Raw genomic sequence first — 16544 nt, forward strand, 5'->3', positions numbered from 1 at the left:
CTAAGACATAAGATCGGCGCAGCCATTGGCCGCGCCGCATAATGCCGGGACGTATCCGTCAGCCAGCGACTTGTTTCGTTTCCGGCAGCGCCGCAGGCTCGAAAGTCTGTCCTTCGAGCGCAGCCGGAGTGGATTGAGGACCGCTGGCGACGCCAAAGGGCGCAAGCGGCGTGCAGACGACGGAATTCAGCGCCTTGGCGATATCAATGCCTTCCTTGCCGCCGCCGCCATTGGCGTCGATATGCATCATGTCACGCATGCAGAGCTTGTTGGGCTCGACGCAGCGGTTGAGGATGGCGCTGTAGAGTTCGGGATCGACCGAAGCGAAATATTGTACCGGCTCGCGCTCGGAAGGCTTGGCGAATTCCAGATATTCCTGGCGGCCGAAGCCCTTGCCGCCCTCTTTCGCCTTGGCAACCCACTGGTCGAAGCCCTGCTGGCTGAGGCCATGGAACTTGAAGCGCATGTGAGAGAAGCCGGGGCCGGAGAAGTTGGCCGAGAAGCCGTCATAAACGCCTTCCTTGTTGATGACCGCGTGCAGCTTCGTCTGCATGCCGCCCATCGCGTAGATCTGGCCGGCGAGCGCGGGCACGAAGAAGGAGTTCATCGCTGTCGTGCCGGTGATCTTGAAATTGATCGGAACATCGACCGGAGCGGCGAATTCATTGACGCTGCCAATGCCGAGTTCGGGATAGAAGAACAGCCACTTCCAGTCCATGGCCACCACTTCCACCGTGATCGGTTTGACATCGGCGGTCACCTGACGGTTCTCATCGATACGCTCCAGCGGACGATAGGGGTCGAGACGGTGAGTGGAAATCCAGGTCACCGTGCCGAGCATCAGGATGATGGCGACCGGAGCCGACCAGATCACCATTTCAAGGCGCGTGGAGTGGTGCCACTCGGGATCGTAATCCTCAGCCTTTGCCGATTCCCGATACTTCCATGCGAAGAAAATCGTCAGGACGATGACGGGGACGATGATCAGCAGCATCAAGACCGTGGACGTGATGATAAGATCGCGCTGCTGGATGGCGACGTCGCCCGAAGGGTTCATCACCACGAGGTTACAGCCGCTGAGCAGCAGCAGAGCCGGGATTGCCAGAAGGGCGGATAGGATTTTTTTGATCGTGCGCACGTTCTTTGAACTCGTACAGTTTGGATTATGCCGCGAATAATTGCCGAACATCATTTTTCAAATGAGGTATATTGTCGCGGTGCAGCGAAACCTTCGCGATGCACCATGTCTCGGGCAGAGCTGCGTTTAAGGACGGAGCGCGTGCATTATCGCATGGTCAGCTGACTGGGCAACCCTTTATTGCCAAACTTCAATTGACGTTACGTAGGGTGCGTGTGACAATCCGCCGCATCGTAACGCAACGGAAGAGGAGCCGGCGCGTTACAGGAAATGGTTCGTCCATGACGCAGGAGGGATATTATGAGTTATACGAATGCTGCTCCATCCTTTGGGCAGGCGCCGGAGGCGAACAGAAACGGGGTCGGTCCCGTCAAGGTCGATCCGGATCGCATCACGATTGCGGTCATTCTTGCGAGAATGACGGAATTCTTTGACTTTTTCATCTATGCCATCGCCTCCGCGCTCGTTTTCCCCCACGTCTTCTTTTCTTTCGTCGACCCGCTGACGGCAACGCTTTATTCCTTCGCGGTTTTCTCGCTGGCCTTTATCGCAAGGCCGATCGGCTCGCTGATCTTCCTCCAGATCGACCGCAAATTCGGGCGCGCCGTGAAGCTGATGGCCGCTCTCTTCACGCTCTGTGGTTCCACCATGGCGATCAGCTTTCTTCCGTCCTATGCGGAAGCGGGCATGCTTGCCCCCTGTCTTCTGGCGGTGTTCCGCATCGGCCAGGGCCTTGGGCTTGGCGGCGCATGGGACGGTCTGGTGTCGCTGCTCGCCATGAATGCGCCGCAGAAACAGCGCGGCTGGTACGCCATGATGCCGCAGATCGGTGCGGCCATGGGCTTCGGTCTCGCCAGCGCCTTTTTCATCGTCTTCGTCACACAGCTTTCCAATGCGGAATTCCTCGCCTGGGGCTGGCGTTTCCCGTTCTTCGTGGCGCTGGCGCTGAATGTTCTCGCGCTGTTCGCCCGCCTGCGCATGATCGTGACACCGGAATTCCAGGCCATGCTGGAGCAGCACGAGCTGGAACCGCGCCCCATGTTCAAGATGCTGCGCTCGCAGTTTCCGGTGGTCGTCACGGGAGCATTCGTGCCGCTGGCAAGCTTCGCGCTCTTCCATCTGGTCACGGTCTTCCCGCTGAGCTGGGTTTCGCTCAACACCAGCCAGCGTGTCTCGGACTTCCTGTTCGTGCAATTCGTCAGCGCCATCATCGCCGGCGGAATGATCGTGGTCTCCGGTATTCTGGCCGACAGGATCGGCCGGCGGAAGCTTCTGGCCATCGCGGCGGTGCTGATCGGCCTTTTCAGTCTGGTTGCACCGGTTCTTCTTGGTTCCGGTGATATTGGCCGTTATCTCTTTGTGCTGATCGGCTTTTCTCTGCTTGGCCTGTCCTTCGGTCAGGCAGGCGGCGCGCTTGCTTCCCGCTTCAGCCGTGAGTACCGCTATACCGGCGCGTCGCTCACCTCGGATATTTCCTGGCTGATCGGTGCTGGCTTCGCGCCGCTCGTAGCGCTCGGATTTTCGTCCAAATTCGGCCTTTTCGCAGTCGGCATTTACCTGATGTCGGGTGCGCTCTGCACGCTGATTGCCCTCTGGTTCAGCCGCACGCTGGACATGCCTTCGGAGTGATCCGGGCAATTTAAAAATCCCTGCAGCCATCGCGCCGCGGAATCCTGTCGGATTTCGCGGCGTTTTTGTTTTTTTATTGCGCCGGGTCGATTTTAATCTTGACTTAGTCGATCATGAAATATTATGTAAGCAATACTGACGTAATTCAGTGTATCTCACTGCCGGAAAGCCGGCCTTCAGGGAACGCGATGCGAACGACGACGATCATTATTTGCGAAAAAGCGGCCATCGCCGCCAAGCCGTTTGACGGCCGCAAAACGACCGTTCGCGCCATTAAACGCCGATAAGCAGAAGAATGAGGAGCAGCCAGGTCGCCTGCGGCTCCGCCCGCAGAGTGCCGGCTGACGCGCCGGGTTTCGGGAAAGAGGGCGATGCCGCGCGAAATGCGCAACGAGAGGAGAGTGCCTTGAGTGTGACGGAGCAAAAATTCGGCCTTTACGATGCGGCTTTTGAAAAAAGCAGCTGTGGTGTCGGTTTCATCACCCGCAAGGACGGCGTGCAGACGCATGATGTGCTGAAGCGCGGCCACGAGGCTCTCTGTGCCGTGCCGCATCGCGGCGGCATGTCCGCGGAAGGTGTCGGCGATGGCGCGGGCGTGTCGCTGGATTTGTCGCTTTCCTTCTTTCGGGAATTGACGGGTGAGGAGGGCTTGCAGGCCGGCCGTTTCGGCATCGGCAATTTTTTCCTGCCGCAAAATCCGGCTTTCCACGGCGAGGCGGTCGGTATCATCGCAAACGCCCTTAAAGAGCAGGGCTTTGTAATACTGTTCGTGCGCGATGTACCTGTGAATGACGCGGCCATCCGTCCCGCCGCCATCCCTTACCAGTTGCCGATCCGCCAATGGGTTTTCTCGGCTCCTGCCGAATGCGCAACCCTTGCCGAATTTGATTGGCGCATCCACAAGGCGTTGCTGGCCATCGAGGCGCTTGCCTATACGGTGCCGGAACTTGCCGGCTTTTATCCGCTGTCGCTCAGCGCCCGCACGCAGGTTCTGAAAGGCCGCCTGAACTCCCATGAGGTCATGCCCTATTTCTGCGACCTCACCGATCCGCGCCATGAAGTGCATACGATGTATTTCCACACGCGGTTCTCCACCAATACCGACCCGCACCCTTCCATGGCGCAGCCCTTCCGCCTGATGGCGCATAATGGCGAGCTCAACACCGACAAGAAGAACCGGCTGTCGGAAGCGGCCGTGGCGCTGGCGAAGAATGCCAGCATCATCCGCCCGAAGGGCCAGTCGGATAGCTGCCGTCTGGATCAAACCCTGCAGGCGCGGGTGATGGAAGACGGTCTCGACCTCGTCACCGCCGTGGTCTCGATGATGCCGCCGGCTTGGGAAAACGACGATACCCTGTCACCGGGCGTTAAGGCGATGCTGGAATATTTCTCGCTCTATGAGGAGAAGAATGACGGCCCGGCCGCGCTGATCTTCGGCGACGGCACCATCATCGGCGCGCGGCTCGATCGCCTCGGCCTGCGCCCGCTACGCACCGTCGAGACGGAAGACTATCTCTGCGTCATGTCGGAAGCCGGGCAGATCGCCTTTCCGGCGGAAAGCATCATCCGTCGCGGCCGCATCGAGGCGGGCGGCATGCTTTATTACGACCATGCAGAACGCCGCGCCTTTTCCACCGTCGAGGCGCTGGACCTTCTCGCCTCACGCCGCGATTATTCATCCCTGCTGCGCGAAGCCCGTGTCATGCTGGAAGATCTGCCGGAAGTGCCGGCGGAAAAGCAGGGCTCGCCGCTCCGTTACAATGGTGATCTGGAACGCCACCAGCGTTATGTCGCCTATTCGCATAATCAGGAAAGCTTCAAATTCCTGATGGACCCGATGCTGGCCTCAGGCGCGGAAAAGATTTCGGCGATGGGTTACGGCAATGCCATCAACGCGCTTTCCGATCAGGAAGGCGGGGTTGCGAAGTATTTCTCACAGCGCTTCGCGCAGGTCACCAATCCTCCGCTCGACAGTATTCGTGAGGCCGACGGCATGACGTTGCGTGTCGCCCTCGGTGCGAAGCCGAACAGCGGTGCGAAGAAGGCCCGCCAGATCGTCGTGCGCTCCCCCATCCTCACCCATCTCGATATGCTGCGTATTCGCGAGCAGTCGGAGACGCCCCTTCGCCGTTTCGAAATGCTCTATTCGCCGGTCTTCGATGTTGCGGAGGCCAATGAAACGGCCCTGCGGCAGGCAATCGATGGTCTCTGCGATGAGGTTGTGGCTTTCGCAGCTGAGGAAGGCGGCATCGCCGTCATCACCGACCGGCATGTCTCGGCAGGCCGTGCGGCCTTGCCGATGATCATGGTCGTCTCCGCCATCAATCAGCGGCTGATCGAGGAAGGTCTGCGGCTGCGCATTTCCCTGATCGTGGAAAGTGGCCAGTTTTCTTCCTCGCATCACATAGCAGCCGGCCTCGGCTTCGGCGCTTCTGCCGTCTATCCGCTTGGCGTGCAGTTCCGCGCCGAGGAGAAATTCGGTGCTGATGCCGACAAGGCCTTCAAGCGTTTTGCCAAGGCGGCGGAAAAGTCGCTGATGAAGACCATGGGCAAGGTCGGCCTGTGCACGGCGGAAAGCTATATCGGCGGCGAGTTCTTCGAACCGAACTTCCTTGATACCGGCGATGCGGTACTGAAGCGCTATTTCCCCAATGTGAAGACCCCGGTTGGCGGCGTCAACTTCGCCGTCATCGCGCAGGCCGTGGCGGACTGGCACCGCAAGGCGCTGTCCGTGAAGGGCGAAAACGACATTCCGCTGCTCGGTCTCTTCAAGGAGCGTGCGGAAGGCGCCGGCCATTCCTATGGCACGACGGCGGTACGCGGTTTCGTGGATATGACGGAAGAAAAGATCGGTTTCGACAAGGGAACCGAAAACGAGGAGGCTTTGCGCCTGCTGCCGCTCAACCGGCTGGAAGATGCCTTCGGTCTCAACGATGCGGCCTATTATCACAACAGCTTCGACCGGCTGACCCCGGAGGCCATCGACAAATTCGAGGTAACGCCCGGTTACCGCGCCTTCGCCCGCATGATGGCCGAGGAAAGGGCGCGCCGCCCCGCCGCTCTGCGCGATGTTCTGGAATTGCCCGCCGATGTGACCTTCGCCGGTTCCGCGGAAGAATTTCGCCGGGAAATGGGCCGTTTTTCCCGTCAGGGCAATAACAGTTTCATGGTGCGCGGATTGCGCTGCGAGGAAGCGGGCGAAGGCGCATTCCGGCTGCAGCTGACCGGCCCGCACGGTCATGAGCTTGCCCGGCTTGCCGCACTCGGCCAGTCGCTGCTTGACCGTTTCGGTGCGGATATTCCAGGCCATTGGCTGGAAGGTGGCGCGCTCATGGTTCAGGCGCAGGGTGAAGCATCCGCCTATCTCTCGCTTATCCGCACCGCACCGGAAAGCATTCCGCTCGATGCCGTTCAGAAGGCGAGCGAGATCACCAAGACCCTCGCATCGGGTGCCATGAGCCACGGCGCGCTGGTTGCTGCGGCCCATGAAGCGGTTGCCCATGGCACCAACATGGTTGGCGGTATGTCGAATTCGGGTGAAGGCGGCGAGCATATTTCCCGTTATGGCACCATCCGTGCTTCGCGCATCAAGCAGTTCGCCTCTGGCCGTTTCGGCGTCTGGGCCGGTTATCTTGCCGATCCGATGCTGGAAGAGATCGAGATCAAGATCGGTCAGGGCGCAAAGCCGGGCGAGGGCGGGCAGTTGCCGTCTCCCAAGGTGACGGTGGAAATCGCCGCCGCACGCGGTGGCACGCCGGGCGTCGAGCTTGTCTCGCCGCCACCGCATCACGACACCTATTCGATCGAGGATCTGGCCCAGCTCATCCATGACGCCAAGGCGGCGCGCGTGCGCGTCATCGTCAAGCTGGTCTCGTCGGAAGGTATCGGCACGATTGCGGTCGGCGTCGCCAAGGCGGGGGCGGATGTCATCAATGTCGCCGGCAATACCGGCGGCACGGGGGCGGCGGCCGTCACCAGCCTCAAATATACCGGCCGCGCGGCGGAAATCGGCATTGCCGAGGTCCATCAGGCGCTTTGCGCCACCGGCCTGCGCGCCAAGGTGCTGCTGCGTTGCTCCGGCGCGCACCAGACTGCGAGCGACGTGGTGAAGTCAGCACTCCTCGGCGGTGACAGTTTCGAATTCGGCACGACGGCGCTGATGATGCTGAAATGCGTCATGGCCAAGAACTGCAACATCAAGTGCCCGGCCGGTCTCACCACCAATCAGGAGGCCTTCAACGGCGATCCGCGCGCGCTGGCGCAATATCTCATGAACATCGCCCATGAAACGCGCGAGATTCTGGCCGCACTCGGGCTGCGCTCGCTGCGGGAAGCACGCGGCCGTTCCGATCTTCTTCACCTCCTCGATCATCCGGCGAGCGTCGGCCAGCTTGACCTCCGGGCAATGCTTGCCGTGGTCGAAGAGGTGAAGATCGACAGCCCCGTCTATATGGAAAAGGATTTTGGGCTGGACGATGCCTTCATCGAACTCGTGCGCTCGGCTCTGGTTGACAGCAAGCGGGAAAGAATCGAGCTGGGCGGCAATCGCTTCCTGAATAATTGCAACAAGAGCGTCGGCGGCCAGCTCGCCGTCGATATTGAACGCATGCTGAACCACGAGCTTTCCGACGAAGACGCGGATGCGCTTCCGGCCGTGAAGCGGGACAGCCGTGGCCGCCGGTTCCTTGAGGCGGGTTCGGTGCGCATCGATACCTCCGGTTCCGCCGGGCAGTCTTTCGGTGCCTTCTGCAATGACGGCATGGTCATGGTCCACACCGGTACCTGCAATGACGGCGTCGGCAAAAGCGCCTGTGGCGGCACCATCGTCGTGCGCTCCCCCGGCGGCGGCTCGGAAGAGGCGGGCGGCAATGTGCTGGTCGGCAATTTCGCGCTGTTCGGCGCCACCGGCGGCCGCACCTTCGTGGAAGGGCAGGCGGGCGACCGTTTCGCGGTGCGTAATTCCGGCGCCACCGCCGTCGTCGAAGGCGTGGGTGATTTCGCCTGCGAATACATGACCAACGGCGCGGTCCTGAACCTCGGCAGCTTCGGCAAGGGTTTTGGCAATGGCATGAGCGGCGGCTTCGTTTATCAGTATGATCCCTATGGCGATCTGCCGAAGAAAGTCAGCCACGATTCCATCCTGCTGGGTTCAGTCACCGGTGAGGGTGAACAGGCCGCCATTCATAATCAGGCCATCCACCAGCTTCTGACTTGGCATGTCGCAGAAACCGGCTCGGCCAAGGCGGCATGGCTTCTGGAAAACTGGGAAAGTGAACAGCACAACTTCGTTTACGGCATGCCACGCGCCCTGCTGCTTTATCAGGATAGTGATGAGATTCTGAAGGCGAAGCCCCGCAAGGAATTGCTGGAGGAACTGGCATCCGCGCTTGCCGCCCATCAACTGCGCAAGTTCAAGCTCGCTTATCGTGACCGCAAGGCTGTCTTGAATGGAAGGGTGCCGGGTTATGGCGAGACGGATACCGAGGAAATGTACGCGCTGCTCAACAATTACACGGTGTTGAGCATGGCGCAGGCCATCGCCCTGCAGTGGCTGCCGATGGCGTCGGGTCCTTCCGACCCGGTCATTGAAAAAGCCGTGCGCAATCTCATCCTCACGGAAGACTATGCGCTGATGCAGCGGTTGCTGAAATATGCCCGCGAGGCGCTTTCAGATCATAGCGATGAACAGCTTGCGATGATGATCGCCGCCAAGCGTCTCGACGATTACAAGCAGGCGCTGGCGCGCAGGAACATCTGGTCGGTCGACAGTCCCGGCACCTATGGCTGGATCATTCAGCAGAACCGGAAAAACATTGAGAAGATCGGCCGTCTGCCGGGCTTTGAGGAGCTTTTCGCAGCCCGCGCCATTCCCGACCTCGCCACCGCATCCAGCCACAGGGCAGCATGATGAAGATACCTTATATTCCCGAAGACGCGCCCTTCAACGGTGATCAGCGCGCATGGCTTTCCGGTTTTCTGGCGGGGCTCCATTCCCGCGCCGCCATCGGCCTGGAGACATCGGTTGCCGCTGCTGCTCCCAGCGCGGCGGCCAGCGTGCTGAATATTCTTTTCGGCACCCAGACCGGCAATGCCGAGGCGCTGGCGATGGATATTGCCGCCGCCGCCCGCGCGCAGGGCATGCAGCCGGTGGTGACGGCACTCGATGATGTCTCGATGGACAGTCTCGGCGCCATGAAGCGGGTCATCGTCGTCACCTCGACCTATGGCGAAGGTGAAATGCCTGATAATGCCCAGCTTTTCTGGGAAGCGCTCGCTGCGGACAGCGCGCCGCGTCTGGACGAGATGAATTTTGCCGTGCTCGCGCTCGGCGATACCGGCTATGACGGCTTCTGCCAGGCGGGCAAGCTTATCGATACGCGGTTCGAACAACTCGGCGGCAAGCGTATGAAGACGCGTATCGATTGCGATATCGACTTCGAGGACGCGGCCGCCGCATGGATCGGCGAGACCCTGCCGCTCGCGCTTGCTGTCGATGGCGGCAATGCGGCATCTGTCACCATGCCCGACATCGCCGAGCCGCCCGTGCGGGCAAAACAGGGCTGGGGCCGCAAAAATCCCTATTCGGCTGAGTTAAGCGTCAATCGCCGCCTGTCCGGTCCCGGCTCGTCCAAGGAAATTCGCCACTACGAATTCGATCTCGGCGAAAGCGGCCTGGACTATGAGGCGGGTGATGCTCTTGGCGTCGTGCCACGGAACGATCCGAAACTGGTCGACGCGCTGCTCGAACACTTCGGAGCGGCTGCGGACAGCCAAATCGCCGGGCTGGACTGGCCGATCGGCGATGCGCTTCTCAACACGTTCGAGATATCGACGCCTTCGCGCGAACTCGTCGCCGAAATCGGCAAACGGGCGGGGAATGACGAACTCAACCACATTCTCGCAAACGGAGACAGGGAGCAACTGGCCGCCTTTCTCTGGAGCAAGGATATTCTCGACCTCATCAATCTCGGCGTAAAGCCGCTATTCGATGTTACTGAATTTGTGACATTCCTGAAGCCGCTGCAACATCGCGCCTATTCCATTTCTTCCAGCCCGCTGGTCGCAAAAAACAGCGTGCATCTGACCATCGCCAGCGTGCGTTATCGCGCCGAGGGCCGTGAGCGTGGGGGCGTGTGCTCCACCTATCTCGCCGACCGCGTGGAGGCCGGGCAGAGTGCCGGGATTTTCGTCTCGCCGAACAAGGCGTTTCGTGTGCCGCAGAACAATGACGCGCCTATGATCATGGTGGGACCGGGCACGGGCATCGCCCCCTTCCGGGCCTTTTTGCAGGAACGTCAGGCGCGCAGCGCCAAGGGCAGGAACTGGCTGTTTTTCGGCGATCAGCACCGGCAGTCGGATTTCATCTATGAAAACGAGCTTGGCGACATGAGCCGCGATGGGGTGCTCACCCGCCTCGACCTCGCTTTCTCGCGGGATCAGGCGGAGAAGATCTATGTCCAGACCCGCATGCGGCAGAACGGCAAGGCGCTCTATCAATGGCTTGAAGAGGGCGGTTATTTCTACGTCTGCGGCGACGCGACCCGCATGGCGAAGGATGTCGATGATGCCCTGCACAGCATCGTCAGCGATGAGGCCGGCATCTCCGCTGAGGCGGCGAGCGAGTATGTGAACCGGCTGAAACGCGAAAAACGTTATCTGCGCGACGTCTACTAACTATTGCCATGACGAGACCGTCCTGACGCACCGATTGGTTCAGCAATTGGTGCAGACGGTCTCGGCGTCGCGCTGCTTGAAGAAATACTCGCGGCCGATCATAATCGACTTCACCCCGGACGAAGAAATATCGGTCATGAACATCAGCAATTCATGCGGGATGGACAGCTCGACGTGGATGAGAAAGCTGTTTTCCACGAGCAGGCGTGTCGGAACGGCGACCGGCGATCCCACCGCATAGGGTCTTAGATTCTTCTCATCCCAGGACCAGGTGATTTTCGCTTTTTTTTGCGCATCGATCTTGATGCCGCTGATCTTCAGCTGCAGACCCTTGGTGCTGTAGGGCGCAAACACGGCGGCAGCGACGTCCTGCATGCCCGTGAGATAGGTTTTATCGACGGAACCTGTTTTCGATATCAGATCGTTGATGGAGGCTGCGGCAGTGCTTGCCCGCTTGTAGGTGTTGTATCCGATCGTCAATTCGAAAGAGGTCACATAAAGCGCAAGCAATATCGGAAAGAGGATCGCGAACTCCACCGCACCCACGCCACGGCGATCTTTGGCAAAGCGTGAAACGAGCGCCATCAGGCGTCGTTTGCCGTTTGCCGCAACGGACACCAGCCCTGCCATCATGAGCCCCCGCCTGTGATGTATTTCTCGTTCATGAACGCATTTGTCGCGACGATGAGGAAATGTGAGGGCATCGATCCGTCGGCCGGACGTATTTTGGTCAGGTATGGCCGGATGATATCGGCAATCACACGCCAGCGATAATAGACACGCAACATGTTGATGGTTTCCGGCCCGCCCGGCTTGAAGCCGAATTGGGCGGTGTCGAGATCGTAATATTCGCCATAGGCCTTCAGCGGTATCGTGGTCGGAATATCCTTGAAGGCGGTAAACGAGCGAAGATCGATATAGAGCTTCTGTTCTTTCTGGATTTCATCCGCTGAGCAGGTGATCATCACCGAGACTTCATTGCAGAAGCTCTTGCGGAAATCCTCTTTCGAAATCGAGCTGCTGATCTGCCCGGTGCGCAGACGCCGCGCCATGTTCTCGGTGGCATTGGCGACGACCTGTTCCGCCATCAGGGCGATGAAGGTCTCGATGATCGCAAAGACGACGAGGAAATAGGGGATCGCGAGTATCGCGAATTCGATAGCTGCTGTCCCGTCGCGCGAGACTCCGAATTTTTCCAGCAATGGCTTCAGTCTGGCCAGTCGCATGAGGTGGTGTCTATCTCTAAGAATATGCGGCAAGCGCAACCGTTGAATTTGTTGCGGACCATAACCACCCCGATGTTTAGATTCTATTACTTCGATAAATTATACTTTAGTGATTTCCGAATTTGGTACGTGCCAAAATAAAAAAGCCCGGCTCAGGGCCGGGCTTTCTCGAAAGCGGATGAGGCGTAGGCTTAATCAGCATCGGCCCTGGCGAGGACCTCCAGCGTGGGCGTGGAAGTGATGTTATAACCACAGTCCACATAATGGCATTCGCCGGTTACGCCGCGCGACAGATTGGACAGCAGGTAAAGCGCCGATCCGCCGATATCGTCGATATCCGCGGTCCGCCGAAGCGGTGCGTTTTTCTGGTTCCATGCGTAGATCGCCCGCGCATCCGAGATGCCGGCGCCTGCCAGCGTACGGACCGGACCGGCCGAGATAGCGTTGACGCGAATATCGCGCGGGCCGTAATCGGCCGCGAGATAGCGGACGGACGCCTCGAGGGCCGCCTTGGCGACGCCCATGACGTTGTAGTTCGGAATGACGCGCTGCGAACCATTATAGGTCAGCGTCAGCATGGAGCCGCCATTGGTCATCAACTCGGCGGCGCGCTTGGCGATTTCCGTGAAGGAGAAACAGGAAATGACCATGGTGCGGCTGAAATTCTCGCGCGTCGTGTCGGCGTAGAGACCTTTCAGCTCGTTCTTGTCGGAAAAGCCGATGGCGTGCACGACGAAATCCAGCGAGCCCCATTTTTCGCGGATCGTCGCGAACAGGGCGTCTACCGAGGCGATATCCTCGACATCGCATGGTACGATGAAATCGGATCCGAGCTCGGCGGCAAGCGGTTTCACACGCTTGCCGAGCGCTTCACCCTGATAGGTGAAGGCCAGTTCCGCGCCCTGTGCCGCAAGCGCCTTGGAGATACCCCAGGCGATGGAATGATTGTTTGCGACGCCCATGATGAGGCCGCGTTTACCCTGCATGATGCCGTTCATGGGCAATTATCCGTTATGACGCTGGAAGACGAGCGTGGCGTTGGTGCCGCCGAAGCCGAAGGAGTTGGAAAGGATGGTGTCGATCTTGGCGTTGTCGATGCGGCTGCGAACGATCGGAACGCCCGCAAATTCGGGATCGAGCTCGGAAATATGCGCGCTTTCGCCGATGAAGCGTTCCTGCATCATCAACAGGCCGTAGATCGATTCCTGCACGCCGGCCGCACCCAGCGAATGGCCGGTGAGCGACTTGGTGGACTGGATATGCGGGATCTTGTCGCCGAAGACTTCCCGGATCGCGCCGATTTCCTTGCTGTCGCCAACCGGCGTCGAGGTACCGTGGGTATTGATGTAGTCAATGTCACCCTTAACCGTGGAAAGCGCCTGCCGCATGCAGCGGATTGCGCCTTCGCCTGAAGGCGCCACCATGTCGTAACCGTCCGAGGTCGCGCCGTAACCGACGATCTCGGCGTAAATCTTCGCACCGCGCGCCTTTGCATGTTCCAGCTCTTCGAGAACCAGCACGCCCGCACCGCCGGCAATCACGAAACCGTCGCGGTTGACGTCATAGGCGCGCGAGGCGACGCTCGGTGTCTCGTTATATTTGGACGACATGGCGCCCATGGCGTCGAAGAGGTTGGACATGGACCAGTCGAGATCCTCATGGCCGCCCGCAAACATTACGTCCTGCTTGCCCCACTGAATCATTTCGGCAGCGTTGCCGATGCAATGCGCCGAGGTGGAGCAGGCCGACGAGATGGAGTAGTTGACGCCATGGATCTTGAACCAGGTAGCAAGCGTCGCAGAGGCGGTGGAGGACATGGCCTTCGGCACGGCAAAGGGGCCGATGCGCTTCGGGCTGTTGTTCTTCAGCGTGATATCGGCTGCCTCGACGATGGTGCGGGTGGAAGGACCGCCCGAACCCATGATGATGCCGGTGCGCTCATTGCCGCTGATGTCGCTCTCTTCGAGACCGGAATCGGCGATGGCCTGCTTCATGGCGACATGGTTCCACGCGCCGCCCTGCGACAGGAAGCGCATGGCGCGGCGGTCGACCAGATCGGTCGGGTCGAGAGATGGCTTGCCCCAGACCTGGCATTTGAAACCGTGTTCGGCAAAATCCGGTGAAAATGAAATGCCGGATTTGGCATTGCGCAGCGATGCGGTGACTTCAGCGGCATCACCGCCGATGGAAGAAACAATACCGAGGCCGGTGACAACAACTCGTCTCATGAAAGGGACCTTTTCTTAAGATTTCGGCTGGACGACCGAAGCCGCCCGGCGTTTGTCAGGACTATTCCGTCTGCCTCAGGCAGCCTTTTCCTTCGACAGGCCTACGCGCAGGTCCGTCGCCTGATAAATGGTTTCACCGTCCGCCTTGAGCCAGCCGTCGGCGGTTCCGAGCACCAGACGGCCGCGCATCACGCGCTTGAAATCAATACCATATTGAAGAAGCTTGGTGTGAGGGCGAACCATGCCCTTGAACTTCACTTCGCCGGTGGAAAGCGCCATGCCGCGACCTTCTTCGCCCAGCCAGCCGAGGAAGAAACCGGTCAGCTGCCACATGCCGTCAAGGCCGAGGCACCCCGGCATGATCGGGTTGCCCTGGAAGTGGCAGGGGAAATACCAGTCGTCGGGGCTGACATCGTATTCGGCGCGGATGAAACCCTTGTCGAAGGCGCCGCCGGTTTCGGAAATTTCGGTAATGCGATGGACCATGAGCATAGGGGGCAATGGGAGCTGTGCATTTCCCGGGCCGAACAATTCGCCGCGACCGCAGGACAGGATCTCCTCGTAATTGTAACTTGATTGCCTCGTTGCCATACCGCTTTCACTTCCCCAGTTACTGGTGTTGATCGACTTCACTAGAGCAAGTTAGGTTCAAAATGAAGCGCTGCAAGGGCAGAGGCCGCTCCGCCCCCATTCTTTGTCTTCGAACCTTCTTCCCAGAAGTCATTACCTCAATATGCCGTCCGCATACAGGAACCGTACGGCTGGAACCAGAGGAAATTTGCAGGAATGGCCGGTTTGCCGCCATTTGCCGCGCCTAAGCCACGCCGAAACTATTGAAAGCACTCGCCGCAAAAGATATATGCTAATGCAATTGGTAAGTTTCATACCTCTGTTTGGAATGGGATTGCATGGCATTTGACGCCACATTGGATATCGGAACGAGGTTGCGGCGCTCGGGGCTGCGCCCCACGCGACAGCGTGTGGCTTTGGGCGATCTGCTTTTCGCAAAGGGCGATCGTCATCTGACGGTCGAGGAACTGCACGATGAGGCGGTCACCGCCGGCGTGCCCGTTTCTCTCGCCACGGTCTATAATACGCTGCACCAGTTCACCGAAGCCGGCCTCATCCGTGTTCTCGCCGTGGAAGGCGCCCGCACCTATTTCGACACCAACGTCTCGGATCACCACCACTTCTTCGTGGAGGGCGAGAACGAGGTTCTGGATATTCCCGTCAATAACCTCCAGATCGACAATTTGCCGGAAGCGCCCGAAGGCATGGAAATCGCCCATGTGGACGTGGTCATCCGCCTTCGCCGCAAGCGCGGATAAGGCTTCAGTCCGATAGCGGATGTGAAAATGGCGCCCAGGGGCGCCATTTCTGTTTTCGGCGGTCATTTCCATATGTCACTTCATGACATCTTCGGGCCGTCTGCCGGGCTTTGCCTTGTAGGGCGGAAAAGTCCAGCCGAAGATCAGCGCACCGGACCGGACGGCGAAGGCCGTCAGGACGCCTGCGGCTGATGCGGCATAAAGCGGTGCGCCGAGGAAATAGACGACAATGAATGTGGAGGAGCCCAAAAGCGCACAGGTGATGTAGATTTCCGGGCGCAGGAGCACGGAAGGTTCGCCGGCGAGAATATCGCGCAACACACCACCGAACGTCGCCGTCAGAACGCCGGTGACGATGGCGACGGTTGCGGAGCCGCTGGCGGCAAGCCCCTTGGCTGCTCCCATGACGCAATAAGCGGAAAGGCCCAGCGCATCGAGCCAGATCAGTACGCGGTAACGGGATTCGAACAGATGCGCGGTGAAGAACAGCAGCACCGCGACCGAGACGCAGACGAGGATATAGGTCGGGTTCACCACCCAGAATACCGGCGTCCTGCCAAGCACCAGATCGCGCACCGTGCCGCCGCCGATGCCGGTTGCGGCGGCGAAAAACAGGAAGCCGATCAGGTCGAGCTGCTTGCGCGAGGCGGCGAGCGCGCCGGTTGCGGCAAAGATGGCGACGCCGGCATAGTCGAGAAAACCCAGAAGCGTCATGAAAAGGTTCCCCCCGGAAACACGGGCTGCGAACACGTCAGTGTCGCGCAAGCACTAAACTCTAGGCTGGCCGCCCGGATGATCGCAACATCCATAACCGAAACGGATGCAAAGGAAAATGCCGTGCGAATCGCTCTCGTTGCCGCTCTTCAGGCGCTGGTTCTCTTGATGTTTCCGGTGGCGCTCTCGGCGCAGCAGCAGCTGGTGAACGACCCCGAGATCTACGAGAAGGACCATTTCCGCAATGAGTGCAAGGCGGCGGCCTTCGGCGACGATTTCGTCACCCGGCTGGATATCAACAATGACGGGCTGATGGACGCCGTCGTCAATCACGGTGTTCTTGATTGTGATGGCGAAAAGGGCCGCAGCTGCGACGACGAGGGATGCCCCTATAATTTCTATGTCCAGGTGAAAGAGGGCGGTTATCTGATGATCGCGACGGCCCGGATTTACGATTATGATTTCATCAAGCGCTTCGGCAACATGGTTTTCGTGCTGAAGATGCATCCGCGTTATTGCGAGCGCACCGACAAGGAACCCTGCCTGATGACGGTGCGGGTGCGCGGCACGAAATTCGTCACCATCTCGCGAAAGTGACGGCCACGAT

General features: G+C 59.5%; 12 protein-coding genes. 5 read left to right on the forward strand and 7 right to left on the reverse strand.

Going from position 1 to position 16544, the window contains the following annotated elements; genetic code table 11:
* Positions 1 to 58: 58 nt before the first annotated feature.
* On the reverse strand, positions 59 to 1189 hold the full coding sequence (gene cyoA / locus F3H58_RS15080; protein WP_065654756.1) for a ubiquinol oxidase subunit II: 1131 nt from the start codon (positions 1187 to 1189) through the stop codon (positions 59 to 61).
* A 249-nt stretch (positions 1190 to 1438) separates the two neighbouring features.
* On the opposite strand from cyoA, the gene F3H58_RS15085 reads away from it, so the two are divergent.
* From F3H58_RS15085 to F3H58_RS15095, 3 genes are all read left to right on the forward strand, one after another.
* The gene (locus tag F3H58_RS15085) at positions 1439 to 2767 is read left to right on the forward strand and encodes an MFS transporter (RefSeq protein WP_149742748.1); all 1329 of its coding nucleotides are present in this window, start codon (positions 1439 to 1441) and stop codon (positions 2765 to 2767) included.
* A gap of 406 nt (positions 2768 to 3173) precedes the next feature.
* Positions 3174 to 8675 (forward strand): glutamate synthase-related protein, encoded by a 5502-nt coding sequence (locus tag F3H58_RS15090; RefSeq protein WP_149742749.1) that lies wholly within the window; start codon positions 3174 to 3176, stop codon positions 8673 to 8675.
* Complete coding sequence (locus tag F3H58_RS15095; protein WP_149742750.1) at positions 8672 to 10441, forward strand: sulfite reductase subunit alpha; 1770 nt, start codon at positions 8672 to 8674, stop codon at positions 10439 to 10441. The genes F3H58_RS15090 and F3H58_RS15095 overlap by 4 nt, the downstream gene beginning before the upstream one ends.
* Before the next feature lie 39 nt (positions 10442 to 10480).
* Here the strand turns inward: F3H58_RS15095 and F3H58_RS15100 are convergent, their stop codons facing one another.
* The 5 genes from F3H58_RS15100 to fabA form a co-directional block, all read right to left on the reverse strand.
* The gene (locus F3H58_RS15100) at positions 10481 to 11074 is read right to left on the reverse strand and encodes a TadE/TadG family type IV pilus assembly protein (protein WP_149742751.1); all 594 of its coding nucleotides are present in this window, start codon (positions 11072 to 11074) and stop codon (positions 10481 to 10483) included.
* Complete coding sequence (locus F3H58_RS15105) at positions 11071 to 11667, reverse strand: TadE/TadG family type IV pilus assembly protein (protein ID WP_149742752.1); 597 nt, start codon at positions 11665 to 11667, stop codon at positions 11071 to 11073. Before F3H58_RS15105 ends, F3H58_RS15100 begins: the two co-directional genes overlap by 4 nt.
* 191 nt (positions 11668 to 11858) lie before the next feature.
* The gene (gene fabI, locus F3H58_RS15110) at positions 11859 to 12665 is read right to left on the reverse strand and encodes an enoyl-ACP reductase FabI (RefSeq protein ID WP_149742753.1); all 807 of its coding nucleotides are present in this window, start codon (positions 12663 to 12665) and stop codon (positions 11859 to 11861) included.
* A 6-nt stretch (positions 12666 to 12671) separates the two neighbouring features.
* Positions 12672 to 13895: a beta-ketoacyl-ACP synthase I gene (gene fabB, locus F3H58_RS15115; RefSeq protein ID WP_003524377.1), complete on the reverse strand. Its 1224-nt coding sequence runs from the start codon at positions 13893 to 13895 to the stop codon at positions 12672 to 12674.
* A gap of 75 nt (positions 13896 to 13970) precedes the next feature.
* Positions 13971 to 14486 carry a 3-hydroxyacyl-[acyl-carrier-protein] dehydratase FabA gene (gene fabA, locus F3H58_RS15120; protein WP_003507274.1) on the reverse strand — a complete coding sequence of 172 codons (516 nt, stop codon included), beginning with the start codon at positions 14484 to 14486 and terminating at the stop codon, positions 13971 to 13973.
* Between the two features lie 317 nt (positions 14487 to 14803).
* Between fabA and irrA the strand changes: the two genes are divergently transcribed.
* Positions 14804 to 15223, forward strand: a complete 420-nt coding sequence (gene irrA / locus F3H58_RS15130) for an iron response transcriptional regulator IrrA (protein WP_003507276.1) — start codon at positions 14804 to 14806, stop codon at positions 15221 to 15223.
* A 75-nt stretch (positions 15224 to 15298) separates the two neighbouring features.
* Here irrA and F3H58_RS15135 read toward each other — a convergent pair whose 3' ends face one another.
* On the reverse strand, positions 15299 to 15937 hold the full coding sequence (locus F3H58_RS15135) for a trimeric intracellular cation channel family protein (protein WP_003524379.1): 639 nt from the start codon (positions 15935 to 15937) through the stop codon (positions 15299 to 15301).
* Positions 15938 to 16015: 78 nt separating this feature from the next.
* On the opposite strand from F3H58_RS15135, the gene F3H58_RS15140 reads away from it, so the two are divergent.
* Positions 16016 to 16534, forward strand: coding sequence for a hypothetical protein (locus F3H58_RS15140; protein WP_149742754.1), 519 nt, complete (start codon positions 16016 to 16018; stop codon positions 16532 to 16534).
* The last annotated feature ends 10 nt before the right edge of the window (positions 16535 to 16544 follow it).

This window comes from Rhizobium sp. NFACC06-2 (genome assembly GCF_900101425.1).
Lineage (GTDB): Bacteria > Pseudomonadota > Alphaproteobacteria > Rhizobiales > Rhizobiaceae > Agrobacterium > Agrobacterium leguminum.